Source organism: Allobosea sp. LjRoot237 (assembly GCF_964253285.1).
Lineage (GTDB): Bacteria > Pseudomonadota > Alphaproteobacteria > Rhizobiales > Beijerinckiaceae > Allobosea.
The window spans coordinates 1,526,810-1,551,986 of sequence record NZ_CAXUQP020000001.1 but is presented as its reverse complement, the minus strand read 5'-3'; the positions used below and the strand labels follow the sequence as shown (position 1 = coordinate 1,551,986).

The 25,177-nt window shown below is 67.3% G+C and carries 22 protein-coding genes and 1 tRNA gene; 10 read left to right on the top strand and 13 right to left on the bottom strand.

The window, feature by feature from the left end; all coding sequences use genetic code 11:
- Positions 1-6: 6 nt before the first annotated feature.
- The 6 genes from ACSQ24_RS07530 to ACSQ24_RS07505 all read left to right on the top strand — a co-directional run bounded on the left by ACSQ24_RS07530 (position 7) and on the right by ACSQ24_RS07505 (position 6,688).
- Positions 7-1,029 carry an alpha/beta fold hydrolase gene (locus ACSQ24_RS07530; RefSeq protein WP_436094087.1) on the top strand — a complete coding sequence of 341 codons (1,023 nt, stop codon included), beginning with the start codon at positions 7-9 and terminating at the stop codon, positions 1,027-1,029.
- 132 nt (positions 1,030-1,161) lie between these two features.
- Positions 1,162-1,668 (top strand): cupin domain-containing protein, encoded by a 507-nt coding sequence (locus ACSQ24_RS07525; protein WP_436094086.1) that lies wholly within the window; start codon positions 1,162-1,164, stop codon positions 1,666-1,668.
- 318 nt (positions 1,669-1,986) lie between these two features.
- Positions 1,987-2,463 carry a Csu type fimbrial protein gene (locus ACSQ24_RS07520; RefSeq protein ID WP_436094085.1) on the top strand — a complete coding sequence of 159 codons (477 nt, stop codon included), beginning with the start codon at positions 1,987-1,989 and terminating at the stop codon, positions 2,461-2,463.
- 109 nt (positions 2,464-2,572) lie between these two features.
- On the top strand, positions 2,573-3,292 hold the full coding sequence (locus tag ACSQ24_RS07515) for a fimbrial biogenesis chaperone (protein ID WP_436094084.1): 720 nt from the start codon (positions 2,573-2,575) through the stop codon (positions 3,290-3,292).
- A 16-nt stretch (positions 3,293-3,308) separates the two neighbouring features.
- On the top strand, positions 3,309-5,726 hold the full coding sequence (locus ACSQ24_RS07510) for a fimbria/pilus outer membrane usher protein (RefSeq protein WP_436094083.1): 2,418 nt from the start codon (positions 3,309-3,311) through the stop codon (positions 5,724-5,726).
- Between the two features lie 32 nt (positions 5,727-5,758).
- On the top strand, positions 5,759-6,688 hold the full coding sequence (locus ACSQ24_RS07505; protein ID WP_436094082.1) for a Csu type fimbrial protein: 930 nt from the start codon (positions 5,759-5,761) through the stop codon (positions 6,686-6,688).
- A 141-nt stretch (positions 6,689-6,829) separates the two neighbouring features.
- Here the strand turns inward: ACSQ24_RS07505 and ACSQ24_RS07500 are convergent.
- The 5 genes from ACSQ24_RS07500 to ACSQ24_RS07480 form a co-directional block, all read right to left on the bottom strand.
- Positions 6,830-6,905 (bottom strand) — tRNA-Lys (locus ACSQ24_RS07500).
- 188 nt (positions 6,906-7,093) lie between these two features.
- The gene (locus ACSQ24_RS07495) at positions 7,094-8,371 is read right to left on the bottom strand and encodes a solute carrier family 23 protein (protein ID WP_436094081.1); all 1,278 of its coding nucleotides are present in this window, start codon (positions 8,369-8,371) and stop codon (positions 7,094-7,096) included.
- Positions 8,372-8,527: 156 nt separating this feature from the next.
- Entirely contained in the window at positions 8,528-10,750 is a 2,223-nt protein-coding gene (locus ACSQ24_RS07490; RefSeq protein WP_436094080.1) for a tetratricopeptide repeat protein, read from the bottom strand.
- 145 nt (positions 10,751-10,895) lie between these two features.
- Positions 10,896-12,458 (bottom strand): 2-isopropylmalate synthase, encoded by a 1,563-nt coding sequence (locus ACSQ24_RS07485; protein ID WP_436094079.1) that lies wholly within the window; start codon positions 12,456-12,458, stop codon positions 10,896-10,898.
- A gap of 510 nt (positions 12,459-12,968) precedes the next feature.
- Positions 12,969-13,454: a hypothetical protein gene (locus tag ACSQ24_RS07480; protein WP_436094078.1), complete on the bottom strand. Its 486-nt coding sequence runs from the start codon at positions 13,452-13,454 to the stop codon at positions 12,969-12,971.
- Between the two features lie 158 nt (positions 13,455-13,612).
- Between ACSQ24_RS07480 and ACSQ24_RS07475 the strand changes: the two genes are divergently transcribed.
- The 3 genes from ACSQ24_RS07475 (at position 13,613) to ACSQ24_RS07465 (ending at position 15,489) form a co-directional block, all read left to right on the top strand.
- Positions 13,613-14,254, top strand: coding sequence for a YoaK family protein (locus ACSQ24_RS07475; RefSeq protein ID WP_436094077.1), 642 nt, complete (start codon positions 13,613-13,615; stop codon positions 14,252-14,254).
- A gap of 84 nt (positions 14,255-14,338) precedes the next feature.
- On the top strand, positions 14,339-14,680 hold the full coding sequence (locus tag ACSQ24_RS07470) for a hypothetical protein (protein ID WP_436094076.1): 342 nt from the start codon (positions 14,339-14,341) through the stop codon (positions 14,678-14,680).
- A gap of 74 nt (positions 14,681-14,754) precedes the next feature.
- Complete coding sequence (locus tag ACSQ24_RS07465) at positions 14,755-15,489, top strand: YbaY family lipoprotein (protein WP_436094075.1); 735 nt, start codon at positions 14,755-14,757, stop codon at positions 15,487-15,489.
- A gap of 2 nt (positions 15,490-15,491) precedes the next feature.
- Here the strand turns inward: ACSQ24_RS07465 and ACSQ24_RS07460 are convergent, their stop codons facing one another.
- From ACSQ24_RS07460 to ACSQ24_RS07430, 7 genes are all read right to left on the bottom strand, one after another.
- Positions 15,492-17,567, bottom strand: coding sequence for a M3 family metallopeptidase (locus tag ACSQ24_RS07460; RefSeq protein WP_436094074.1), 2,076 nt, complete (start codon positions 17,565-17,567; stop codon positions 15,492-15,494).
- 24 nt (positions 17,568-17,591) lie between these two features.
- Complete coding sequence (locus ACSQ24_RS07455) at positions 17,592-18,329, bottom strand: NUDIX hydrolase (protein WP_436094073.1); 738 nt, start codon at positions 18,327-18,329, stop codon at positions 17,592-17,594.
- Positions 18,326-19,228: a PhzF family phenazine biosynthesis protein gene (locus ACSQ24_RS07450; protein ID WP_436094072.1), complete on the bottom strand. Its 903-nt coding sequence runs from the start codon at positions 19,226-19,228 to the stop codon at positions 18,326-18,328. The genes ACSQ24_RS07455 and ACSQ24_RS07450 overlap by 4 nt, the downstream gene beginning before the upstream one ends.
- Positions 19,225-20,376: an endonuclease/exonuclease/phosphatase family protein gene (locus tag ACSQ24_RS07445; protein WP_436094071.1), complete on the bottom strand. Its 1,152-nt coding sequence runs from the start codon at positions 20,374-20,376 to the stop codon at positions 19,225-19,227. Before ACSQ24_RS07445 ends, ACSQ24_RS07450 begins: the two co-directional genes overlap by 4 nt.
- Positions 20,377-20,516: 140 nt before the next feature.
- The gene (gene pdxY / locus ACSQ24_RS07440) at positions 20,517-21,365 is read right to left on the bottom strand and encodes a pyridoxal kinase PdxY (RefSeq protein WP_436094070.1); all 849 of its coding nucleotides are present in this window, start codon (positions 21,363-21,365) and stop codon (positions 20,517-20,519) included.
- A 99-nt stretch (positions 21,366-21,464) separates the two neighbouring features.
- A complete protein-coding gene (locus ACSQ24_RS07435) occupies positions 21,465-21,872 on the bottom strand; it encodes a nuclear transport factor 2 family protein (RefSeq protein ID WP_436094069.1) in 408 nt (135 codons plus the stop codon).
- Positions 21,873-22,012: 140 nt separating this feature from the next.
- Positions 22,013-23,038, bottom strand: coding sequence for an ABC transporter substrate-binding protein (locus ACSQ24_RS07430; RefSeq protein ID WP_436094068.1), 1,026 nt, complete (start codon positions 23,036-23,038; stop codon positions 22,013-22,015).
- A 254-nt stretch (positions 23,039-23,292) separates the two neighbouring features.
- Between ACSQ24_RS07430 and ACSQ24_RS07425 the strand changes: the two genes are divergently transcribed.
- The gene (locus tag ACSQ24_RS07425) at positions 23,293-23,796 is read left to right on the top strand and encodes a hypothetical protein (protein WP_436094067.1); all 504 of its coding nucleotides are present in this window, start codon (positions 23,293-23,295) and stop codon (positions 23,794-23,796) included.
- Here the strand turns inward: ACSQ24_RS07425 and ACSQ24_RS07420 are convergent.
- Entirely contained in the window at positions 23,793-25,160 is a 1,368-nt protein-coding gene (locus ACSQ24_RS07420; RefSeq protein WP_436094066.1) for a DUF3592 domain-containing protein, read from the bottom strand. The two genes, ACSQ24_RS07425 and ACSQ24_RS07420, sit on opposite strands and share 4 nt — an antisense overlap.
- Positions 25,161-25,177 lie beyond the last annotated feature (17 nt).

Genomic DNA, 25,177 nt, shown 5'->3' with positions numbered 1-25,177 from the left:
TCCACTATGGTCAAGGCCCCTGAAACCATCGATTCCAGCCGCCGCTTCTTCGTCGGCTCCATGGCAACGGCGATTGCCGCGGCCGGGCTTGACCTGCCCCGACCAGCTTTGGCGGCGCCCGCGGCGCTGTCATCCTTCGGCCAGCTCAAGCAGGCCGAGGCCGGCGCGCTCAGCGTCAGCTATGCCGAGCAGGGCCCGACAGACGGCCCGGTGGTCATCCTGCTGCATGGCTGGCCCTATGACATCCACACCTATGTCGACGTCGCCCCGCTGCTGGCGGCCAAGGGCTACCGGGTGATCGTGCCCTCTCTGCGCGGTTATGGCGGAACCCGCTTCCTCTCGCAGGAGACGCCGCGCAACGGCCAGCAGGCGGCGCTCGCCGTGGATGTGATCGCGCTGATGGACGCGCTCAAGCTCGACAAGGTGCTGCTCGGCGGCTGCGACTGGGGGGCGCGCACGGCCTGCATCGTCGCGGCACTCTGGCCTGAGCGCGTCAAGGGCCTGGTCTCGGTCAGTGGCTACCTGATCGGCAGTCAGAAGCTGAACGAGGCCCCGCTGCCGCCGAAGGCCGAACAGCAGTGGTGGTATCAATACTATTTCGCCACTGAGCGCGGCGCGGCCGGCTACGCCAAGAACACTCGGGATTTCGCCCGCCTGATTTGGGAGACCGCCTCTCCGAAGTGGAAGTTCGACGACGCTACCTTCGCGCGTTCCGCCACAGCCTTCGACAATCCCGATCATGTCGCGATCTCGATCCACAATTACCGCTGGCGCCTCGGCCTGGCGCAGGGCGAGCGGCAATTCGATGCATTGGAGAGCAAACTCGCGGCTTTCCCGGTCATTACCGTGCCGACGATCACGCTCGAGGGCGATGCCAATGGCGCGCCGCACCCTGATCCCGCGGCTTATGCCAAGAAGTTCTCGGGCTGGTATCGGCACAGGACGGTCGATGGCGGCATCGGCCACAACCTGCCGCAGGAAGCACCGGCCGCCTTCGCCGAGGCGATCGTCGCGGTCGACCGCGCCTAACAGCAGCTTTGCAGATTACGGCTCGGGATGGTTACCCGAGCCGTTTCTCGATGCCGACAAATGTGAGCGATTCCCGAAGGGCCGGCTTTACCGCTCCTCCCGTATGATCCGCGCGATATTAGGGAGGGATTGATGGCCTTGAAGATGATGCTCGCGGGGGCTGCCGCGACGATGCTGCGACAGCTTCCTGTGGTCGCCCCAAGCGAGCAGGCGCCGCTCGTGTCGGGGGCGCCGGACGAATTGCCGATGACGCCCGCCCCGATCGAGCCATCCTGGATCATCGCCGGAGATCCCGTCGCGCGCGTTGCCCTGCATTCACGCAGCAAGGACGAGGCGGCCTCGACCGCTCTCTGGGACTGCACCGCCGGCGAGTTCCGCTGGTTCTTCGACTGGGACGAGACCGTCATCATCCTGGAAGGCGAGGTGCACGTCACCGCGCAGGATGGTTCGCAGCGGATCTTGCGCAAGGGCGACATCGCCTATTTCGCGAGCAAGACCTGGGCGACCTGGCGGATCGACACCTACGTCCGCAAGATCGCCTTCTGCCGCAAGCGCTTCCCGGCGCCGGTGGCCCTGGCCTACCAACTGCGCAACATGCTGCGCGGCGACAAGAGATCACAGGGCGGCCTCGCCGCCTGAGGCGATCCGGACGCGACTCGTTCCTCCAAATCGACACCTGCATGCGAGCGGGCGCATACCGCCGGCTCGCATGCGTGTGCTCGCATCAGGCGCTGACATTACCTAACGTCATCAAGGCAAACTCAATTCAAGAATAAGCACGATAAAAGTCCAACGTGGGATCAAAACAAAAGCATGAGCCGTATGCGTAGGTGGTCAAGAAACGAATTACCTACCGATAACATTTCATTAACCACATTTGCCCATTCTCTGACCATAAGCACGCGCAATAAGAGAGACGGCCACGACTGACCGCCGCTGACAAAAATGGAGGGAAGCATGCGTTCCACGTGGATCTTGCTGTTCATCGGCATGCTGGCGGGCGACGCGAATGCCGCGACCGCGACGGGCACCTTCCAGGTTCAGATCAACATCCAGGCCGCCTGCACGATCGCCAGCGCCACCGATATGAACTTCGGGAACGTCGGCGTCCTTTCCACGAATATCGATAGCACCAGCACGATAACCGTGCAGTGCACGGCGACCACGCCCTACAATATCGGCCTCAATGCCGGCCTCAACGGCGGCGCCGTGACGACACGGCAGATGAGCGGTGCCGGTGGCACGGTGAACTACTCCTTGTTCCGCGATCCCGCCCGGACGCTGAACTGGGGCGAAACGATCGGCACCGATACCTCGGTCGGAACAGGGTCCGGTTCGACGCAAGCCTATACGGTCTATGGCCGGGTGTCGGCGCAAGCGACGCCGAGCCCGGCTCTCTACACCGATACGATCACCGTGACCGTCACCTACTGACCGCTGCCGGCATCGCCGGCACCAGGAGATCTTCAAGCATTCAACCCGGGCAGGCCACGACCCCGTGGCCAACGGCGAACTGCGCCCGTAGCCAACAAAGGAGGACGCGATGAGATATGGCTTCGCCTTGGCCATCGCCTGCTGCCTGCCAGCATCGATGGCTTCAGCCGCCTCCCTGCAGGTTGCCCCCGTCCTGCTGACCGTGCCCGCCCCGGGCGCGGCCACGACGATCACGCTGCGCAACACGGACACCCAACCCATCACGGCCCAGATCCGGGTGTATCGCTGGGTCCAGGCCGGCGGCGAGGAGCGGCTCGAACCGACCAGCGACATCGTCGCCAGCCCGCCGCTCGTCGACCTGCGCGCGCGTCAGGACTACACGGTGCGCGTGGTCCGGACCACGAAACAGGCCGTGACCGGCGAGGAAGCCTATCGCCTCGTCATCGACGAGCTGCCAAAGCCGCAGCAACGCACCGGCACGGTATCGCTCGTGCTGCGCCACGTCGTCCCGGTCTTCTTCGCAAGCCGTGGCACCTCTCCGCCGGACGTAAGCTGGGGCATCAGCAAGCAGGGCCAGCGCCTCGTGCTCAGCGCCAGGAATCGCGGCGATATCCATCTGCGGCTGTCTGCCGTCAGCGTTCGCGATACGTCAGGCAACCTCGTCGGCGCGAACAAGGGGCTGGTCGGCTACTCGCTCGGACAGGGCATGATGAGCTGGCCGCTGCCGGCCACGGGGGCGTTGCCACGTCCAGGCAGCAAGGTCTCGATCAGCGGTTCCAGCGAAATCGGTCCGTTCAATGCGACCGCGCTCGTTCAAACGGCGCCTTAGCGGCTGTCTGGTTGTCATGCTCGTCAATGCCGGCTTGCTCCTGGCGTTTCGCGGCGATGCGGTAGCAGAAGGCCGGGCACGGGAGCTTCTGCTCGATGTCTCCATTGGTGGCCATTCGGTCGGCCTCATCGGCGCGTTCCATCAGAGTGAGACGGGCGCCCTGTCGGCCCGTCGCAAGGAACTCGAGGAGCTCGGCATCAAGGTCCCGCAGCATTTCCGGCTCGATGATGACGTGCCGCTCTCGGCCATACCCGGCCTGAGCCACCGCTACGACGAAGCCGCACAGCGGATCGACCTCAAGGCGCCCGAGGGCCTCCGGATGGCGAAAATCTATGATGCAACGCCGCAACCGGAGGCTGCGCCCGGAGCAGGCCGGACGGCAACCGGCGCGGTGCTCAACTACACCCTCTTCGGCAGCTCCAGCGGAGCGCGGTTCTACGATTTCTGGCGCTATCCCAGCCTCTCGGCCAATCTGGACGGGCGCGTCTTCAGCCCCCTCGGCGTGCTGTCGCAGAGCGGGATCGTCGCCAACCGCTCACTCGCCACCGACAAGGCCGAGATCCTGCGGCTTGACACCAGCTGGAGCTATTCCGACCCGGCCACGCTGCTGAGCTATCGGGCCGGCGACACGATCTCCGGCGGCCTGCCCTGGACGCGCCCAATCCGCCTCGGAGGCCTGCAGATCCAGCGCAATTTCGGGCTGCGGCCCGATCTCGTCACCCTGCCCTTGCCGAGCATCGACGGCAGCGCCGCCGTGCCCTCCACGGTCGATGTCTTCGTCAACGGCATCCGCACCGTTTCGCAGGATGTCGGCTCCGGGCCGTTCCGGATCAACAACGTCCCCATCCTCTCCGGCAACGGCAACGCCAGCGTCGTCGTGCGCGATGCCGCCGGCCAGCAGACCGAAACGACCTTGCCGTTCGCGGTATCGAGCAAGCTGCTGCGGCCGGGCCTGAGCGATTTTTCCGCCGAGATCGGCATGCCGCGCCTGCAATACGGGCTGCGATCGAGCCTCTATGCCGAGCAGCCCGCAGGCTCGGGCAGCGTACGCTACGGGCTGAGCGACCGCGTCACGCTGATAGCCCATGGCGAAGGGGCGCGCAGCTTCGGCAATGCCGGGGCCGGTGCCGTGGTCGGGCTCGGATCGCTCGGTGTCGTCAGCGCCGCAGGTGCCGGAAGTTGGCGCAGCGGCGCGACCGGCGGGCTGGCCTACCTCGCCTTCGAGACCCGCCTCGGCGACGTCTCCTTCTTCGCCTCGAGCCAGCGCAGTTTCGGCAACTATCACGACCTCGCCTCGGCCACCGCTTCGCCGACAGCGCTCGGCACGCTCGCCTTCGACCTGCCGGGCCGCATTGCCGCCTCCGCCACCGATCCGCACGCCTGGTCCTGGCTGCAGCTCCCGCCGCGCGCGGTCGAGCGCGTCTCCATCGGCCTGCCGGCGCCGTGGCTCGGCGGTGGGCTCAATCTCGGCTTCGCCCACCTCAAGGAGGCCAGCGGTCGCTCGAGCCGCATCGTCAATGCGAGCTACTCGCGCCCCCTGCCGCTGGGCGGCTCATTTTACGCCACGGTGTTCGCGGACCTGACGACGCGCGGATCCGCCGGCATCTTCGCCGGCCTGTCCTTCCCGTTCGGTGGCAACATCACCGCCTCGACCGGCTTCACCAGATCCGGCGGCGCCTGGGCGCTCGCGGCCGACGTCGCCAAGCCTATCGGACAGGAGCCGGGCAGCATCGGTTGGCGCCTGCGCGATGTCGAAGGCGCCAGCTACCAGCGCCGCCATTCGGCGTCGATCGCCTATCGCGGCAATTACGGCCAGGTCGAAGGCGGCGTAGAGCAGGGGGCGGGGCGTATCTCCGGGACGGCACAGCTCGACGGCGCGCTGGTCGCGGCTGGCGGCGGCCTCTTCCTCGCCAACCGCATCGACGACGCCTTCGCCATCGCCAGGGTCGGCGCCCCCGATGTCGATGTTCTCCATGAGAACCGCGTCGTGGCGCGCACGGGCGCCAACGGGACGGCGCTGATCCCCAATTTGCGCTCCTACCAGTCCAATCGCATCTCGATCGATCCGCGCGGACTGCCGGTCACCGCCCTGGCGGAGACGACCCAGGAGGTCGCGGCTCCGCCGGACCGGGCTGGCATCGTGGTCGATTTCGCAGTCCGCTCGGCGGTCAACGCGGCGATCGTCATTCTCCACGGGCGCGACGGCAAGCCGCTGCCGGCTGGCGTGCCCGGCGCGCTCCAGCCGGGCCTGCGTGGCGTCACCAGCCCGGCCCCGGATTTCACCGTGGGCTATGACGGACGCGCATTCGTCGAGCACCTCGGCACCGACAACGAGATCCGCGTTCGCCTCGCCGATGGCGAATGCAGCGCGCGCTTCCCCTTCGCGCCCCAGGAGGGAACCCAGATCACGATCGGGCCGATCCCATGTCGGTAAGGTCCCTGCTCTGTCTCATGATGACCTGCGCCATGCTCATCATCGCCGGCCTACTCGCCGCAACCGGACATGTCGCGGCCCAGTCCTGCACGCTCAGCGTCACGCCGATGATCTTCAATCCGATCGACGTCACCGCCAATGCCCAGGTCGATGCCACGGCAACCGCGACCGTCACCTGCTCCGGCCTGCCGCTGCAGCTCGTCGGGGTCTGCATCGACCTCGGCCCGGGCTCCGGTGGTGCGACCGATGCGACGAGCCGCTTCATGGTCAATGGCGCCCAGCAGCTGCGCTACGGCCTTTATTCTACTGGCATGACGCCCTGGGGCTCAAGCACCTGGGCCGGTGGCGCTGCCAATCCGGTGGGCTTCAACATCACGCTTTCGCTCGGAGGAACCGGCAGCCGCTCGGAAATCATCACCGGGCGCGTCTATGGCGGCCAGCCGACCGCGGCCCCACTGGCCTATGCGAGCACCTTCACCGGCCTTGAGGCTCGCATCCGTTACGGGCTTTTGTCATTCCTGCTCGGCTGCAATCTCCTGACCAATTCGCAGACCACGACATTCACTGTGACCGCCAATGTCCCGCCGACCTGCCGGGTGACGACGAACCTGCTCGAATTCGGTTCCGCCGGCATTCTCGGCAGCGCTCGCGATGTCGCGAGCAACCTGACACCGACCTGCACCAACGGAACGGCTTACCAGGTCGGGCTGGACGGCGGCCTCGCCGGCGCAACGAACCCGGCGCAGAGGCGGATGGCGAAGGGAACGGAATTCGTCACCTACGGGCTCTACCGCGATGCCGGCCGAACGTTGCCTTTCGGCAGCACGCCGGGGGTCGATACGCTGGTCGGGACGGGCACGGGCCTGGCCCAGGCCGTCGCCATACATGGCCGCGTGCCACCGCAGACAACGCCGTCTCCCGGCCTGTACGCCGACACGGTCGTCGCCACCGTCGTGTACTAGGTGCAGCGGCTGTGTGAGCCAACCTGGGGCCAGCCAACGGCTCGGGAGGGCGCAGTCGCGCCAGGGGGCGAACGAGCGGAATCCATCCCGAGCGCAATCAAGCACTCAGGTCCAGGCATCCAACGATTTCAAGAGGTTCCGTGGTGGGTGATGTAGGGCTCGAACCTACGACCCGCTGATTAAGAGTCAGCTGCTCTACCAACTGAGCTAATCACCCATACGCCACGAAGACGTTGCCGAAGCGACGGAGCGCGTCGGCAGGCGGGCGTATAGCAACCGCCCCTGCCCCTGTCCACCTGTTTGCGACAGAAATATGCAAACTGGTCTCGCCGCCATCGGATGGCCTGTGTGCCAGACCCGGGAAAGACCTGCCGCGAGAGGTGCGGCAGGCCCTTTTTGCCGCTCTCAGGCGGCAGCGCGGCGGTTGAGCAAATGATAGAGCGCGATCGCGGCAAAGGTCGCCGTGCCGATGCCGCCGAGCTCGTAGCCGAAGATCGGCAGCTTGAGATCGCCGGCGCCGAGAATCAGTGCGGTCGCCACCGTCAGCAGGTTCTTCGGCTGGGCGAAGTCGACCTTGTTCTCGACCCAGATCCGGCCGGCGGTCGCGGCGATCAGGCCGAACACGACGACGGCGAGACCGCCCAGCACCGCGACAGGGATCGTGCCGATCACCGCGCCGAATTTCGGCGAGAAGCCGAGCAGGATGGCGATCACGCCGGCGGCGACGAAGACCAGCGTCGAATAGACTCGCGTCACCGCCATCACGCCCATGTTCTCGGCATAGGTGGTGACGCCGGTGCCGCCGCCGGAGCCGGCGATCATCGTACCGACGCCGTCGGCGAAGAAGCCGCGTCCGATCAGCCCATCGAGATTGCGCCCGGTCATCACCGAGATGCCCTTGATGTGCCCGAGATTCTCCGCGACCAGGATGATCGCGACCGGCACGATCAGCGCCATCGCCTTGGCGTCGAACACCGGCGCGACGAAGTTCGGCAGGCCGAACCAGGCGGCTGCCGCGACCTTGCCGAAATCGACCGGCGGCGCGCCGAAGCTCGTCGCCGTCGCGGCATAGAGGATATAGGCGGCGAGCCCGCCGATCAGCACCGGCAGGCGCTGCACCAGGCCGCGGCCATAGACCGCGATCAGCGCTACTGCCACGACCGTGAACAGCGCGATCCACTTGGTGTAGGGGCTGGCCGAGATCATGTTCATCGCGACCGAGGTCAGGTTGAGACCGATCGCGGCGACGACCGCACCGGTCACCACCGGCGGCAGCAGCGTCTCGATCCAGCGCGTGCCGACGCCCTGCACGATGAGGCCGATCGCGGCATAGACCGCGCCGCAGGCGATGATGCCGCCGAGCGCAACCGGCAGGTTGGCGTTGGGGCCGGTGCCGGCATAGCCGGTCGCGGCGATGACGACGCCGATGAAGGCGAAGGAGGAGCCGAGATAGCTCGGCAGCCGCCCGCCGGTGATGACGAAGAACAGCAGTGTCGCGATACCGGAGAAGAAGATCGCGACGTTGGGGTCGAAGCCCATCAGGATCGGCGCCAGCACCGTCGCGCCGAACATGGCGACGACATGCTGCAGGCCGGCGATGATCGTCTGCCCGGTCGGCAGGCGTTCGTCCGGCATGACGTCGCCGGAGGTCTTCAGCGTCCAGTTCGGAAAATAGCCAGCCATCGTCCCCGCTCCCAGCCATCGCGCGCAGGCGCACCAGGCCGGAATAGTGGCAAGAATCGGGCCTGCGCCAAGCGAGCAGCGGGCGCCGTCCACCGCAAACAGCGCGCAACGGTGCAGATCAGCGACCGACAGGCTACCGGCGGAGAAATCCGCCCGTCAGGGCGCCGCGCCAAAGGCACGGTAGCGCTCATCGGCCCGGGCATCGAGCGCGCGGGCACGGGCGAAATCGGCCGCCGCTTCGGCCGCGTCGCCGCGGCGCTGGTGCGCGACGGCGCGGCCATACCAGGCCTGGCCGAGGCGGGCGTCGAGCGAGAGCGCCCGGTCGAAATCGGCGATCGCCGCATCGGTCTGCCCGAGCGCCGTCCGCAGCGCGGCGCGTGCCACCCAGCCATCGGGGTCAGTCCGATCGGCGGCGACGGCAGCATCGAGATCGGCCAGCGCACGATCGTATTCGCGGGCATGCTGCAGCAGCAGGGCGCGGTTGAGCAGGGCCGCGGCATTGGCGGGCGCGACCGCGACGACGTCGTCATAGGCCTTCAGCGCCGCGCTCAGCTGGCCGCGCGCCGTCAGCGCCCTCGCCCGCTGGAACAGCGCCTCGATCGAGCGCGGCTCGCTGCGCAACGCCGCTTCCGCATCGGTTTGTGCCGCGGCGTAGGCACCGTCCCGGAAACTCAGCCGGGCGCGCTGCACCAGAGCCGCGGGGTTCTCCGGCTCGAGCAGCAACGCCGTGGCGAGATCAGCCCGCGCCTGTGCCTCACGCTGCGGCTGGCCGATGCCGAACTGAGCCCGGCGGATCAGGCGCGGCACGTCGAAGGCGTCGAGCGCAAGCGCCGCATCGAGCGCAGCGAGCGGGTTCGGCGGTGCCGGCAAGGCCAGGGCTGGCTGAGGCTTTGGTTGAGGCCGCAGCGCGCGATAGACGCCTTGCACCGCCTCGCGCTCCCGCTCAAAGGCGTCGCTCGCGCCCCGCAGCAGGCCGGCAAGGCGTGACGGCCAGACCTCGATCGAGCGGCCAAGCGCGGGCAGCAGCTCCTCGCGGCGTTCGAGCGCGCCTTCATGCTCCGGATCGACCGCGAGCAGCGCGCCATAGGCGGCAGCAGCCGCGCTCCGGTCGCCGCGCACCTCCTGCGCCAGCCCGAAGCCGAACAGCGTGGCACGATCCTGCGGCTTCAGCGCCAGCGTGGCGCGGTAGGCCTCCAGCGCCGGCACAGGGCGGCCGAGCGCCAGCAACGCGTCGCCGCGCATGCCATGCCAGGCTCCGGCATCATGGCCGGGCCCGGCCCGGTCGAGATCGCGCAGCGCCTGGTCGTTGCGGCCGAGCTGCAGCAGGAGCTGCGCACGATTGCGCAGCGCGTTGCCGTCGCCTGGGACGAGGGTGATGGCAAGGTCGAGGTCGCGCAGCGCCTCCTCGCGGCGGCCGACCTCGGCGAGCAGGCCGGCCCGATTGTTCAGCCCGAACGCTGCGCTCGGCTGGACCGCGAGCAGCCGATCATAGGCGGCTATCGCCTCCTCGGCCCGGCCTGTGCGCTGCAGGAGAAAAGCGCGCCGTGACAGCGAGGCCTCGTGGCGCGCATCGAGACGCAGCGCCCGCTCGTAGCTGGCGAGCGCCGGCCCTTCATGGCCGAGCGCCTCGAAGGCGCGCCCGCGTTCGAGCCAGACCTGGGCGACGGCCGGCTCCAGCCGCAAGGCACCGTCGAAGGCAGCGATCGCCTCGCGCGGCCGCGCCAGCGCAGCGAGCGAGATACCGCGGCGATAATGATAGGAGGTGACCTCCGGCTCGAGCGCAAGCGCAGCGTCGAAATCGGCCAAGGCCGCCTCGTGCTCGCCCTCGACCTGCAGGAACCGCCCCCGCGTGCCGCGCGCCCAGCTGTTGGACGGATCGAGCGCAATCGCGCCATCGAGATCCGCGCGGGCTCCGGCGACGTTGCCGGCGCGCTCGCGCAGCAGGGCACGGTCGGCCAGCAGCGTCGCGCGCCCGCCAAGGACCATCGCCCGCTCGATCAGCGCCGCGGCTTCGGCATGCCGGCCGAGCTCGGACAGGGTGTGTGCCCGGCCGCGCAAGGCAGCCAGGTGATTCGGCACCGCCTTGAGCGCGGCATCGAAATCGCGCAGGGCCTCGTTGAGGGCGTTCTCGGCTTCGGACAACCAGCCGCGGCTGGCGAGGAGGTCGGCGCGGACGGTGCGGTTGAATTCGCTGCTCAGGGCCTCATCGCAAGCGGCGCGCCGCTCCCTGCCGCCAGCCTCGGTCGCGCCCATGCAGAGCCGGACGCGCTCCTGCGTGCGCTCTGCCTGCTCCGGCACGGAGGCGGGCGCATAGGCCGCGACGGGCTGCGCGCTCAGCACGGCCAGGACGCCCATCGGCAATAGGCGCAGTAACTTCATCGAGAATGTCTCGCGTGGTCCCCCGCGCACATGAGAGCGACACCTGTTTCGCGAATCCAGGCTTTGTTCCATGCGGGAAGCAAAAAATGAGCCGGTGTGCCGCGCTGGTCACAGCGTGGCGCACCGGCTCACCGAAGTCTGAAAGCTACTCGGCCGCTTGGGCGTGCACGCGGTTGCCGCGGGCGACGAGCTTGTTGAGCGCCGCCAGATAGGCCTTGCACGAGGAGACCAGCGTGTCCGGATCGGCGCCGCGACCGGTCACGGCCGCGCCGTCATGCGAGAGACGCACGGTGACTTCCGCCTGGGCGTCGGTGCCCTCGGTGACGGCGTGGACGTCGTATAGCTCGAGCACAGCCTCATGCGGCACGATCGCCTTGACCGCATTGAACACCGCGTCGATCGGCCCGTTGCCCTCGGCCTCCTCGGCCGTCACCCGGCCATCGACATCGAGCTTCAGCATGGCGCGCTGCGGGCCGCGCGTGCCGGCGATCACCGTCAGCGAGACCAGCTTCACCCGGTCATGGGCGGTCGCGAGATTCTCGTCGACCAGCGCCTCGATATCCTCGTCGTAGACGTGTTTCTTGCGATCGGCGAGCGCCTTGAAGCGGGTGAAGGCGTCCTCCAGCTGATTGTCGCCGAGCTCGTAACCCATCTCCTTCAGCTTCGAGCGGAAGGCGGCGCGGCCGGAATGCTTGCCCATCACCAGCGAGGTCTTGGTCACGCCGACCGAGGCCGGGGTCATGATCTCGTAGGTCTGCTGATGCTTCAGCATGCCGTCCTGGTGGATGCCGCTTTCATGGGCGAAGGCGTTCCGGCCGACGATCGCCTTGTTGTACTGCACCGGGAAGGAGCAGGCGCTCGAGACCGCCTTCGAGGCGCGCATCAGATAGGTCGCGTCGATGCCAGTGTCGTAGGGCATGACGTCGCCGCGCACCCGCAGCGCCATCACGATCTCCTCCAGCGCCGCATTGCCGGCACGCTCGCCGATGCCGTTGATCGTGCACTCGACCTGGCGCGCCCCGCCCTCGACAGCCGCCAGCGAATTGGCGACGGCGAGCCCGAGATCATTGTGGCAATGCGCCGAGAAGATCGCCTTATCGGCATTCGGCACACGCTCGCGCACCGCCCTGAACATCGCGCGATACTCGTCCGGCGTGGCGTAGCCGACCGTGTCGGGCAGGTTGATCGTGGTCGCGCCGGCCTTGATCGCGGTCTCGACCGCGCGGCAGAGATAGTCGATCGGCGTGCGGGTCGCGTCCATGCCCGACCATTCGACGTCCTCGACCAGGTTGCGCGCCTGCGTCACCGTCCTGGTGATGATCTCCAGCACTTCCTCCTCGCTCTTGCGCATCTGGTACTGCAGATGGATCGGCGAGGTTGAGACGAAGGTGTGGATACGAGGCTTCGCGGCATGGCGTACCGCCTCGCCGGCACGGGCGATATCGGCGGGAATCGCGCGGGCGAGGCCGGCGACGGTCGCGCGCCTGATCCGGCCGGCGATGGCCGAGACCGCCTCGAAATCACCGTCCGAAGCGATCGGGAAGCCGGCCTCGATGATGTCGACGCCCATCGCGTCCAGCATGTCGGCGACCTCGAGCTTCTCCTCGAAGGTCATGGTCGCGCCGGGGCATTGCTCGCCGTCACGCAGCGTGGTGTCGAAAATCAGGACCCGGTCCTTGGTGGACACGGTGTTGCTGGGATTGCTCATGGTCTTGGTCCTCGGGTCAGGACGCGCCGCACATCGATTCCGGCAGGCGCGAAAGGTCTAAGGCTTGGTTCCCGTCATCCCCTGAGCGCCCAGGCACATGTGCCCGGCCGGCCCTCAGGGGCTGGTAAGAAGAAGCAGCTGACCAAGGAGCGAGGGAGCGCGCATGCCGGCCGTCCGCGCAATGGCGCGGTTCTGGCTCTCGGCATGGGTGGCGAATGCGGCCACGAACGATCCTCTCGTCGACGGAAGCTGTCTACCGGATCGCAGCCTAGGAAGGCAAGCCTCGGAGGTCTTGAACGTTCGTGCGCTGATCGGCGAGGCGCTCATCGCCTGAACTCCTCCCTTCCCCCTTGTGGGGAAGGGTATGGGGATGGGGGTGGTGCCGCCTGGTGATCGTTCTCAGAAGAAGGCAGCAGCGATAGCGCCATCAGGGTTCGCCCATCGCTCTGGCTTTGCGACCCCCACCCCTTCCCCTCCCCACAAGGGGGAGGGGTTCCCGCGCCCTTCAGCTCATCCCGCGGCACCGGCCCGCTCCTTCAGCGTGCTCGTCCCGGCGAGCGGCGCCGGCCAGACCTGCAACCGGTAGAAATCGTCGCCCTCCAGGCCGTCCTCGCTCAGCGTGTCGAGGCCGGCATAGGAGACCCGCACCCGATAGGGCCCAGGTGCGAGCGAAAACCGCGCCCGCTCCTGCGGCGAGCCTTCGGTGCAGCCGATCACCATCACCTGGCCCGAGCGCACGCTGAAGGAACACTCGTTGACCAGCTCCCATTCGCCGAAATCGGCCTCCGGCGCCGCGTCATGGACCGAGAGCACGACCGGGACATTCATGTTCCGGGCGGTCGCGATGCCGACCGAGCATTCGCCGACGGCGAGCATCCGCTCCACCGTCTCGTCGGTCCAGAACGTCCCCCAATCCTCGTCGACCGCCTCGTCCTGGAGATAGAACTGGAAGTAGTCGGCGAAGATTTCGAGCTCGATGGTGTGCAGCGGCATCATGACGGTGAGCCTTCCGTCGAATTGTGACGGGAGTAAGTGCGCTATGCCCTCGCTGCACTGGCAAGACGAGCGCAGAGCGTGGACTAACGTGACCGGCGCGACTCGGCCGGCGGTCGCGTGCATCGGAAGCCGGCCCGCCTGACCGGAGTGCCTTGCCTGTGTTGCGCTATGATCGTCCGGCCATCGGGCTCGCCATGGGCCTTTCGGGGCTCGCCGGCTTCGTCGATGCGCTCGGCTTCCTGAACATCAGCGGCTTCTTCGTCTCGTTCATGACCGGCAACACCACCCGCCTCGGCATCGAGCTGGCGGAAGGCCGCCTGGACGGCATCATGCTCGCCGGCATGATCATCCTCCTCTTCGTGCTCGGCGTGATCTGCGGTTCGCTCGTCGGCCATGTCGGCAAACGCCGGCGTCGGGCCACTGTGCTCGCTTTCGTCACACTGGCGCTGGCGCTCTCGGCCGGTCTCTACGGCGCCGGGCTGGCCATAGCAGCCGCCGGCACCCTCGCTCTGGCGATGGGCGCCGAGAACGCCGTCTTCCAGCGCGACGGCGAGGTCACGATCGGCCTGACCTATATGACCGGCACATTGGTCAAGATGGGACAGCGCCTCGCCGGCGCCCTGCTCGGCGGCTCCAAGCGCGCCTTCCTGCGCCATTTCGTGCTCTGGCTGAGCCTGCTCGTCGGCGCGTTCCTGGGCGCCTATGCGCATGGGCACGTCGGGCTGGGGGCGATCTGGCTGGCGGCCATGGCGGCGGCCGGCTTCACCATCGTCGCCTTCTTCATGCCCAGCCAGGACTGAGCGATCAGGCCCCTTCCATCGGGGACCTTTGCCTCGCGGATGGAATCGACCATGGTTCCGGTCCGACCCGCCGGAGCCCAGCCGATGCGCACCATCCTCTTCGCCACCGCCCTCGGCCTCTCCCTCGCGGCTTGCCAGACGCCGTCGGGCGGACCGCCGCCGGCGCCCTCGCCCTCGCCCGCGCAGGCGCCGACCGGAGTCACCCCGAACACCTTCCGCATGCCGACCGGCTCTGGCTGCGCCGGCGAAGTCGACCGCTTCCAGGCGGTGATGGACAACGATCTGCAAACTGGCCACACCACCAAGGGCGTCCATACCCGCGTCAGCGCGGAGATCGACACGGCCCGCAAGAGCTGTGCCGCCGGCAATGATGGCGGAGCGATCGGGCAGATTCGCGCGACGCGAACGAAGTTCGGCTATCCGTGAGCCTGTCCGCCTCTCCTTACGGGGGGAGGCTTCGCAGGGCGAGTGCCGTCAGGAGCCAAGGGAGGCGCTAGATCATGATCACCCGCCGCATCTTCGCCGCCGCGCCCCTCGCTCTGTCTGCGCTGCCCTTGCCCGCCCTCGCCGCCCCGCGCACGCTCTCCGGCACGGTCGTCTATCGCGAGCGGATTGCGCTGCCGCCGGGCGCGACGGTCGAGGTCAGCCTGCTCGACGTCTCGCTGGCCGACGCTCCGTCCCGCACCATCGCCCGCACGCGGATCGTCCCGCGCGGGCAGGTGCCGATCCCGTATCGGCTGCGCTTCAACGACGCCGTGATCCGGCCCGGCCATCGCTACGCGCTTCGCGCCGAGATCAGGGCTCGTGGCCAGCTCTGGTTCACCACGACGGAGTACCACGCCGCCCTCGTGCCGGAGGCGAGCGGCGAGATCGTCGTCCAGCGCGTCGCGCCACCGGCAGAGGTCGGCGGTCCCGCCGGCTTCTGGCGCGTCGAGAGCCTGCATGGCCGGCCGCTGCCTGCCGGCATCCGCGCCACGCTGAAGATCGAGGCGGACGGGCGCGTCTCCGCTCATAGCGGCTGCAACGGCATGGGCGGACAGGCGACCATCCGCGACGGAAATATCCGCTTCGGCCCGCTGGTCGGCACGATGATGGCTTGCCCGGAACCGCGCATGCAGGTCGAGCGCCATTTCCGCGAAGCTCTGGAGGCCACGCGGAGCTGGCGCATCGAGCGCGGCGCGCTCACCCTGCTAAGCGGGCGCGGCGCGCGTCTCGTCGTGCTGGCGCGGGAGTAGGCTTAAGCCGCCAGCCCCCGCTTCTCCAGCAGCGCGTCCGGCGTCGGCAGGCGGCCGCGGAACAGCGTATAGGCCTCGGCCGGATCGCGCGTGTCGCCGGCCGAATAGATGTAGCGCTTGAGCTTGCCGGCGACCTCGGCGGCAAAGACGTCGCCCGCCTCGATGAAGGCGTTGAAGGCGTCGGCGTCCATCACCTCCGACCAGAGATAGCTGTAATAGCCGGCCGAATAGCCGTCGCCCGAGAACACATGCGAGAAATGCGGCGTGCGGTGGCGCATGGTGATCTCGGCGGGCATGCCGATCCGGGCTAGCTCCTTCGCCTCGAAGGCGAGCGGGTCGACCTCGGTCGGCTCTTCCAGCGAATGGAAGGCGAGATCGACCAGCGCCGAGGAGGTGTATTCCACCGTGGCGAAGCCCTGGTTGAAGGTCTGCGCCCGCTTGATCTTCTCGATCAGCGCCTCGGGGATCGGCTCAGCCGTTTCGGCATGCAGGCAGAAGCGCTGCATCACCTCCTTCGTCAGGAACCAGTGCTCGTAGAGCTGCGAGGGCAGTTCGACGAAATCGCGCGAGACCGCGGTGCCGGCGAGCGAACCGTAGTGCACATCCGAGAGCAGGCCGTGTAGCGCGTGGCCGAATTCGTGGAAGAGTGTGCGGGCATCGTCGATCGAGAGCAGCGCCGGCTTGCCCTCGGCCGGCTTGGCGAAGTTGCAGACGTTGACGATGATCGGCCGGACCTCACCGTCGAAATTGCGCTGGCCGCGATAGGCGCTCATCCAGGCGCCGGAACGCTTCGAAGCGCGGGCGAAATAGTCGCCGAGGAAGAGGCCGATATGCCGGCCACTCGCGGTCTCGATCACCTCGAAGACGCGCACGTCCGGGTGGTAGCCCTTGAGTTCCGACCGTTCGGCGAATGAGAGCCCGAACAGCTTGCCGGCAGTGTCGAAGGCGGCGGCGATGATCCTGTCGAGCTGGAGATAGGGCTTCAGCACGGCCTCATCGAGCGCATAGGTCTTCTGCCGGACCTTCTCGGCATAGAAGCGCCAGTCGGACGGGCGGATCGGAGCGTTCTCGCCTTCGCTCTGGGCGAGCGCGGCGAGGTCGGCCGCTTCCTGCCCCGCACGGGCGCGCGCCGGCTTCCAGACCAACTCGAGCAGGTTGCGGACGTTCTCGGGCGTCTTCGCCATCGAATCGTCGAGCTTGAAATGGGCGAAGGTGGCAAAGCCCAGGAGCTTTGCCTTCTCGGCCCTCAAGCTCACCATCTCGGCGACGATGGCGCGGTTGTCGGTTTCGCCGCCATTCTCGCCGCGCTTGCTCCAAGCGGTGAAGGCCTGCTCGCGCAAGTCCCGCCGCGTCGAGAAGGTCAGGAAGGGCTCGATGATCGAGCGCGAAAGCGTCACCGCGTGCTTGCCATCCTGGCCGCGATCGGCGGCGGCGCGCGCCATCGCCGCGACGACGAAGGACGGCAGCCCGTCGAGATCGGCCTCGTCCTCGATGATCAGCGCATAGCTCGCCTCGTCCTTGAGCAGGTTCTGGCCGAAGCTAGTGCCGAGGCCGGCCAGCCGCTCGTTGATCGCCGCGAGCCTGGCCTTGGCCTCGCCTTCGAGCTTGGCGCCCGAGCGAATGAAGCCGCGATGCGTCCGCTCCAGCAGGCGCGATTGCTCTTCGTTCAGCCCCAGGCCCTCGCGCTGCGCGAAGACGGCATCGACGCGGGCGAAGAGCTCGTGATCCATCATGATCGCCGACCAGTGCCGCGACATCACCGGCGACATCTCGCGTTCGATCGCCTGCAGCGCCTCGTTGGTGTCGGCCCCGGCGAGATTGTAGAATACGCCGCCGAGCCGGCTCATGCCGCGCGCCGAGCGCTCCAGCGCCTCGATCGTGTTGGCGAAGTCGGGCGCGGCGGTCTCGGCCTTGATCGCCTCGATCTCGGCCCGGTGCTTCTCCAGCGCCGCCGGATAGGCCTCACGGATATGCTCGGGCGTGATCTGCGCGAACGGCGGCAGGCCGAACGGCGTCTCCCAGGCGCGCCCGAAGGGATTGTCGGCAGGCAGGTTCAGGACTTCGGACGCATCGGCCATCGGCAACCTCGATCGGTAAGGGGGTCAATCCCGCCCGAAGATATGGACGAGATAGGACGTCATGAAGGGCGGCATGTCGTAAGCCGCACAATCGGCGAGATTACGGATGATCACGATGTCGGAAAGCTCCGGCTCCGCCTGCGCTTCGATCCGCTCCAGCATCAGCGCGCGCGCCTCCTCGGCGCTCCAGGGAACCGCGACCGGGCGCATGAAGGCGACACGGCCAGGCACGATCACCGCCGTCCAGCGCTCCTCGACCAAGATCTCGTCGAGCGTGAGGCCGGTCTCCTCGCAGAGCTCGCGGGTGACGCTGCCGGCGAGATCGAGCGTGCCGTCGGGACGGACATCCTCCTCGTCCGGCGTGCCGGCGGCGAAATAGACCTTGCCGGGATTGGCGGTGTGATCGCCCATCTTGCCGAGCAGGAAGGCGCCATCGGCCGCCCTGAGCGCCGCCATGGCGAAGCCGTTGCGGATCGTCGGCTGCGGCAAGGAACCCTGAACGCCGAAATCGCGCCAGGCCAGGAATGCGGCATAGTCGGCGGCGAAATAGCCGGCCTGAAAGACGCCGCCCTCGATCGCGGCGCGATGCTGCAGCATGATCCGGCCATTGAACATCGAGGGCTTGCCGACGGTGAGCTTGGCCCAATGCGCCGTGATCTCCTTGGTGCGCTCGCGGGCGAAGCCCCAGTCGAAAGCTTCAATCCTTGCCTCGACACGGTCGAGCGCGACGATTTCGCCGTCGACGACGCCACTGCCGCTCACAGCAGCACACCTTCGCTCATCACCACGGCTCCACCGCCGATCGTCGCCGAGGCCAGAACGCCACCAGCGACCGTCAGCGTGAGCTCGATCTGCGACGGCCGCCCCATCTCGTAGCCCTGCTCGATGACGAAGCGGTGCACGCCATCGCCGGGGCGGTCGAATGCCATGATCGCGCCGGCAAAGGCGGCGACGGCCGAGCCGGTCGCCGGATCCTCGGTGACGCCGACGTCCGGCCAGAACATGCGGGCGTGGTAATGGTGTCCCGCTTCGTCCGTCTCGCGGCAATAGACGAAGGCATTGCCGTTCGCCGCCGCCGCCACCGCGCGCTCGAACGCCGCTCCTGCGACCCGCGCTTGGGCGACCGCCTCGCGACCTGAAACCGGCACCATCGTATAGGCGACGCCCGCCGAGAAGGCGCTTGGCCGATGGCCCTCGAAGCCGAGATCGGCGAGCTCAAGCCCAAGCGCTTCCGCCAGCGCCGCGTCGGCGATCGGCTGTGCGATCGTCTCCGGCAGCTTCGGCAGGGTGAAGGTGGCGTGGGCGCTGCGGGCATTGCCGAGCGCAATCGCGCAGGGCACCAGCCCGACCTTCTCCTCCAGGACAAGCCTGTCCGCAGCCCGCCCCTCGGCCGCATCGCGCAGCGCCAGCAGCACGGCGGTGCCGACAGTCGGGTGACCGGCGAAAGGCAGTTCCTGCCCGGGCGTGAAGATACGGACCGCGGCGCGATGGGCCGGGTTGGCAGGGGCTGCGACGAAGACCGTCTCCGACAGGTTGAACTCGCGGGCGATGGTCTGCATCGCCGCGGTATCCAGCCCCTCGCTGTCGAGCACGACCGCGAGCGGGTTGCCGGCATGCGGCCTGGTCGTGAACACGTCGAGCGTGACGAAGCGGCGGCTCATGCGGTTTCCTTCGGGATAGTCAGCTCGATCGTCAGCGGGCAATGATCGGAGGCCTTGGGCCGGTCCCAGCCGACGCGCGGATAGCGGTCATGGGTCAAGGCGAGCTTGGCCATCGAGCGGTCGGCCTCACGCGGATCGAGCGGCACGCGATAAGGCAGACCGCGCCGGATCGTCTGCATTGTCGGGTTCGGATTTGCCGCAGCGAGCGCCGGCGAGAGCAGGATGTGGTCGAGCGGCATATGGCTGTCGACCAGCGCTTGCCGCTCCTCCGACCAGTAGCGCCGGAAATGCGTCCAGCGCTCATGCGGCGGCAACGCCTCCATCGGGTCGACGGCGAAATCCTCGAGCAGCGGCTCGATGCCGCTGTCGCCCTCGTCGACCGGCGCCGCCAGCGGCCCGAGCCCGATCCGATAGCCGTTGAGATCGCCGAGGATCGCCCAGTTCGCCTCGCGCCAGCCCGGTCCGAACCAATCCTTGATGATCTTCCTGACCGCCAGCGCCTCGGCCCGGCGGATCGGCAAAGTCGCCTGCCTGCCATCGTCGCGGCCATTGTTCATCGACTTGAGATGGCAGCCGAACAGGGTCAGCCGGCGGTCGCCGAGATCGAGCTCGACCGCCAGGCAATCGCGGGCGAAGACCTTGTCGTTGGGCACGATGCCGAAGGCGGCGATCTCGGGCGAGAACGCCTCGGCATCGGCGAAGCTCATGCCCTTGTAGGAGCGCACCGTGACCTGCCGCGGCTGCACCAGATCGCGCCGTGCCGCAAAGCCGATATCGATATTGCGCCGGTCATTGCCGTCGATCAGCGTGAAATGGCCGTAGCGATGATCGGCGATCCGGTGGACGTAATTGGCGAAGAAGGCCTGCAGGCTGGCGAGCGAATCGACCTCCTGCAGCATCCAGATGTCGGCATTGGCCTCGGCGATGGCGAGCGCCGTCATCTGGCGCTTGTCGTCCTCGAGCGCGACCGCGAGCGAGCGCTCGACCGCATCGCGCTCGTCGGCGCGCGGGAAATGGAACAGCGACATCGCCGCCGCCGTCTCCGCCCGCCCGCCCGGCTCGAAGCGATGGCGCGTCAGCAGATTCTCGACGTTGAAAGTGCCGAGCCGCAGCTTCATGAAGCCCTCGCGGCTACTGGCTGCCGCCAATGTGAGCCCTCATCCTGAGGAGCAAGCACAGCTTGCGTCTCGAAGGATGCTCCAGAAGATTCCGGAGCCTCCTGGAGCATCCTTCGAGACGCCGCTGCGCGGCTCCTCAGGATGAGGGCTGAGGGAGTCAAAGGCACTCGTCAAACCGCCTCGGGCGCGAAGAGCTTTGAGGGCGTCACGAACTCGTCCTGTGCCGCCACCGTCAGGATCTCGCGCGAGCCGGCCTCCTTGGTCCGCTTCAGCAGGCCGTAGATCGAGGAGGCCGCCTTGCCGAGCGCGCTCGCGGCTGAGCCGTCACGCAGATAGTGGACGAAGAACAACGCGGCGATCGCGTCCCCGGCGCCGTTGATGTCGAGGTCGATCTTCGGCGTGCGCACCCGGTAGGTGCCCTGCCCGTCCGCCGCCATCATGTCGATCGCGTCGTCCGGCGTCTCGTTGGTATGCAGCGAAGTGACGAGCACGACCTTGGGCCCGGCATCGCGCAGCGCCTCGACGGCGCGATGCGCATCGGCCAGCGTCTTGACCTCGACATCGGTGAGCAATTCGAGCTCGAACTGGTTCGGCGTGACGATGTCGGCAGCCGGCACAGCCTGCTCGCGCATGAATTCGGGGATGCCCGGCCGCACGAAGACGCCGCGGCCGACATCGCCGATCACCGGATCGCAGCAATACATCGCCTTCGGGTTGGCCTCGCGCACCTTGGCCACAGCCTGGAGGATAGCGTGGCCGATATCGGCCGAGCCCATATAGCCGGAGAGCACGCCGTCGCATCTGCCGAGCACGCCGCGCTCGCCGATGCCCGCCATCAGCTCATCGATCGTGGCGCCATCGAAGACCTGCCCCTTCCAGGCGCCGTAGCCGGTGTGGTTCGAGAACTGCACGGTGTGGATCGGCCAGACCTCGACGCCGAGACGCTGCATCGGGAACACGGCCGAGGCATTACCGACATGGCCATAGGCGACATGGGACTGGATCGAGAGGATGTTCATGGGGGATAGGCCAGCCTTCGACAAAACGACGCGGCGAACCTAGCGGCTGGTGCGGCGCGCGCCAATCGAAAGCCGTGATGGAAGCGATCAGCCTCGGCGCTATGGGCTCGACAGCTTCGCCACGCCGGCGGTGTCGGTGAATTGTGTGACGCTCTTCAGCTTGCCGTCGGAGACAGTGAAGACGTCCATGATCTCGAAAGAACCGCTGCGGCCCGTCGGCTTGCATTCGACGTCGGCACGCCAGTGCAGGGTGGCCGTCTCGCCGTCGACCGTCATCGCCAGTTCCGCGATATTGCTGAAGACATACGTCGCGATCAGCCCGGCCATTTGCTCGCGGACGGCTTCGATACCGTCTGGCTGCACGAAGACTTCGGCGGCCTGCGGCCCTCCAGCGAGACGATAGCTGCACTGCGGGTGGAAATGATCCATCAGCGCATCGAGATCGCCGCGATGACGGGCGGCATAGGCATCCCGAATGAGGGTTTCGATCGCAGCACGCTCGATCATCTTGCCTCTCCTTGCGTCAACGGCACAATCTCGCGCCGCGACAACTGCAAGTCCAGCTTGCATTTGGAGTGAGCCGCCAAAAAAAATGGCGCCGCTGTGAAGCGACGCCATCATCAGCGCGACGAGCGGGCCGAACCGGATCAGGATCCGGCAGCCGCCTTCTTCGCAAACGAGTCGATGAAGGTCTTGCCGAGGTCGACATTGGAGTTCGTCAGCTCGGGGTCGAGCAGCTTGAGCGAATCGTACATGCTCTTCATCGCGTCGGCGGTCGGGATGCCGGTGCGCGAATAGCTCTCCTGCGAGTTCTTCACCGCCGTCAGGTAGAGCGGCTTGTCACCGAGATGATATTCGGGCGGGACGAGATCGGCGACATCCTCGGGCTTGGCCGTCTCCAGCCATTTCAGCGACTTCATCAGCGCGTTGACGAGCTTTTGCGTCGTGACCGGATTCTTCTCGGCGAAGTCGTTCTTGAGATAGAGCACCGCCGCCGGGTTCGAGCCGCCGAACAGCGCCTTGGTGCCGGCCTCGGTGCGGGTGTCGATCAGCGAGACGACATCGCCATCCGATTCCAGCTTCGAGGTCACGGGATCGAGATGCGAGATCAGGTCGACCTGCTTCTGCTTGATCGCCGCGACCGCGCTGGCGCCGGCGCCGACGCCGATGATCGGAGCGTCCGTCGCCTTGAGGCCCGCCTTGACCATCGCATATTGCGCGGTCAGCGCCGTCGAGGAGCCCGGCGCGGTGACGCCGATCTTGAGACCCTTGAAGTCGGCGGCCGACTTGACCTTGTCGGCGAGGTCCTTGCGCACCGCGATGGTGATCGCCGGGAAGCGCCCGAGCTCGATCACGGCGCGGATGTCCTGGCCCTTGGCCTGCATCCGGATGGTGTGCTCATAGGCGCCGGTGACGACGTCGACCGAGCCGCCGACGAGCGCCTGCAGCGACTTGGCGCCACCGCCGAAATCGTTGATCTCGACGTCGAGCCCCTGGTCCTTGAAGAAGCCCTTCTTCTCCGCGACGGTGAGCGGCAGGTAGTAGAGCAGCTGCTTGCCGCCGACGCCGAGCGTCAGCTTGGGCTTCTCGGCGTTCTGGGCGAAGGCCGGCGCGAGGCCAAGCGCAGTGCTGAAGGCGAGCGCAGCGAGCGCCGCGCGGCGAGTGAAAAACATAGGTTTCCTCCGGTTGAGCGACGACGCGCTTCGTAAAAGGCGCGATTTTGCGACGAAGATAGGCGCATTGCCGCGGGCTGGGCAAGCGCGGGGACAGGCCACGTGAACACGAATGCGAGGACCGATCGGCGCGGAAGCGACGCGAAAGATTCAAGGCTTGTTAAAGATGGCCTTTCACATTGGCTGGATGCGGGGATTTCCGACGATGCCTCGACAAGGGCTTTCGACCAGAACGGACGAAACAGGAGACGGTCATGGTGGACGCAGTAGCGGCCCGGACTGCGCCTTCCCTACGTGAGCTCCAGCAGGGCGCATCGACGTCGCGCTCGCCGCCACAAGACAGTCGAGGCACCTCGCCTGCCGTTATGGTGCCGGCAGCACCCGAGCAGGACGACGCCGTCATCCTCGACCTGTCGGAACAGGCTCGGGCCGTTCTGGCGCAGGCGAACGCTCGCGATCGAGCCGCCCCATCGGCCAACGCCGCCGATAATCTAACCGGGCTGATCCGGTTCGAAGAGCGCTTCAAGCTCATGACCGAATACACCGCGCTTCAGCAGGAACTCGCCTGGCTCAGCGATCGGACTGCAGCCTATGCGCTCGACAAGATGTTTCAGAGCGCAGCCGTCCAGCAGGGCGAAAACGGCGAGGCAGATCAACGAGCGGAGTTCGATCGCGATATGCAACGACGCGAGGAGCTGACGCCGCGTTTTGCCGAGCTGACGCGGAAGCTCGGAGCCCTGCCAGGCCAGGAGAGTTAGCGGAAGATGCGGCTCGCGTAGAGCGCGATGGCGAAACAGGCGAGCGCGACGCCGAGCAGGATCCAGCTCGTTTCGGTCGGGTTTTCGAGAGCCGCGTTCGACGGGTCTTGCGAATCATAGTGCACGTCGACCGGCGCTCCGGCCGGATAGCGTGCGACGATCTTCTGCGCGAAATTCTCCGACCCGGACACCTCCAGGCCGAGCTTCACCTGCCGGCTGTGCAGGCGATTGCCGCCGACCGTGTAGGCGAACTCGACGATCGGGATATAGCTCGTGCGCACCCTGCCATCGTCCGTCGTTCGACGCTGCTCGACGACACTGGAGACGATCTCGCCTTGCGTGACCGGCCAGGCATTGGCTCGCGCGAGATAGCGCCGGTGCCCGACGAAGAACAGCAGCGCCGCCAGTCCGAACAAGCCGGCGAACAGCATCACCGGGACATCCGCATCCGGCATGCGTGCCTTGAGAACCTCGGCTCCCTGCGTCACTGCCCAATAGAGCCCACCGCCGAGCAGCGCTGAGACGAGCAGCAGAAGGCTGCAGCCTTTCATCGCGCCCTTGGGCGGATCGCGCTCCAGCACGCAATCATCGGGATCAGCCGGGTCGTAGTAGACGGTCACCACAGCGCCGAGCGGGTAACGCACCAGCGCCTCCTCGGCATATTTGCCGCTGATGTCGCCGAGGCTGACGCGCGTGCCGCGGTACTCCTGCCCTCCGACCTTGAAGGTGTAGGCGACAGCCGGGACGTTCACGACTGTCCCGATCTCGTTGCCGGCGGGCGGGCGGCGCGTCGTCATCTGCGAATGGGTGACGTGTCCTAGCACCTGCGCCCAGCCTTTGGCGCGCCGCACCTTGAGCATCGCGTTGATCACCATCGCGGCGACCATCACCACCATCGGCGATGCGATCAGCGCGATATTGCCGAGGGTCGTCCCGGCGAAAGGCAGCCGCTCCACCCAGCTCTCCGGCAGAACTTCCACGATCACGAAGATCAGCGCGAGCGAGGCGACCACCGCCGCGATCGCCCAGACCGGCGGCTCGCCCGAAGCTTCGGCCGCCTTGGCCGGCGACGCTTTGCGCAGCCAGCTCCGGTTGGCGCGCCAGCTGTCATTGCCACTGAGATAGGCGAGGAAGATCGTCTTCAGCGTCGCGGTGTCGACTGTCTCGGCGGCATCGAACCGGGCCTTGCCCGAATGGTAGGCCAATCGGAACCGGCCGGCTCTCTCCAGCTCCGCTTCGACATAGCCATCACCGTCGGAGAGATTGATGAACCAGTCGGGATCGTCACCGCGCTGGTCGATAGCGCGAGCGATGTCCTCGGGCGTCGGATCGGTGGTGATGCGATCGTGAACGTCGAGTTCCATGAGCGCCCCCCAACATG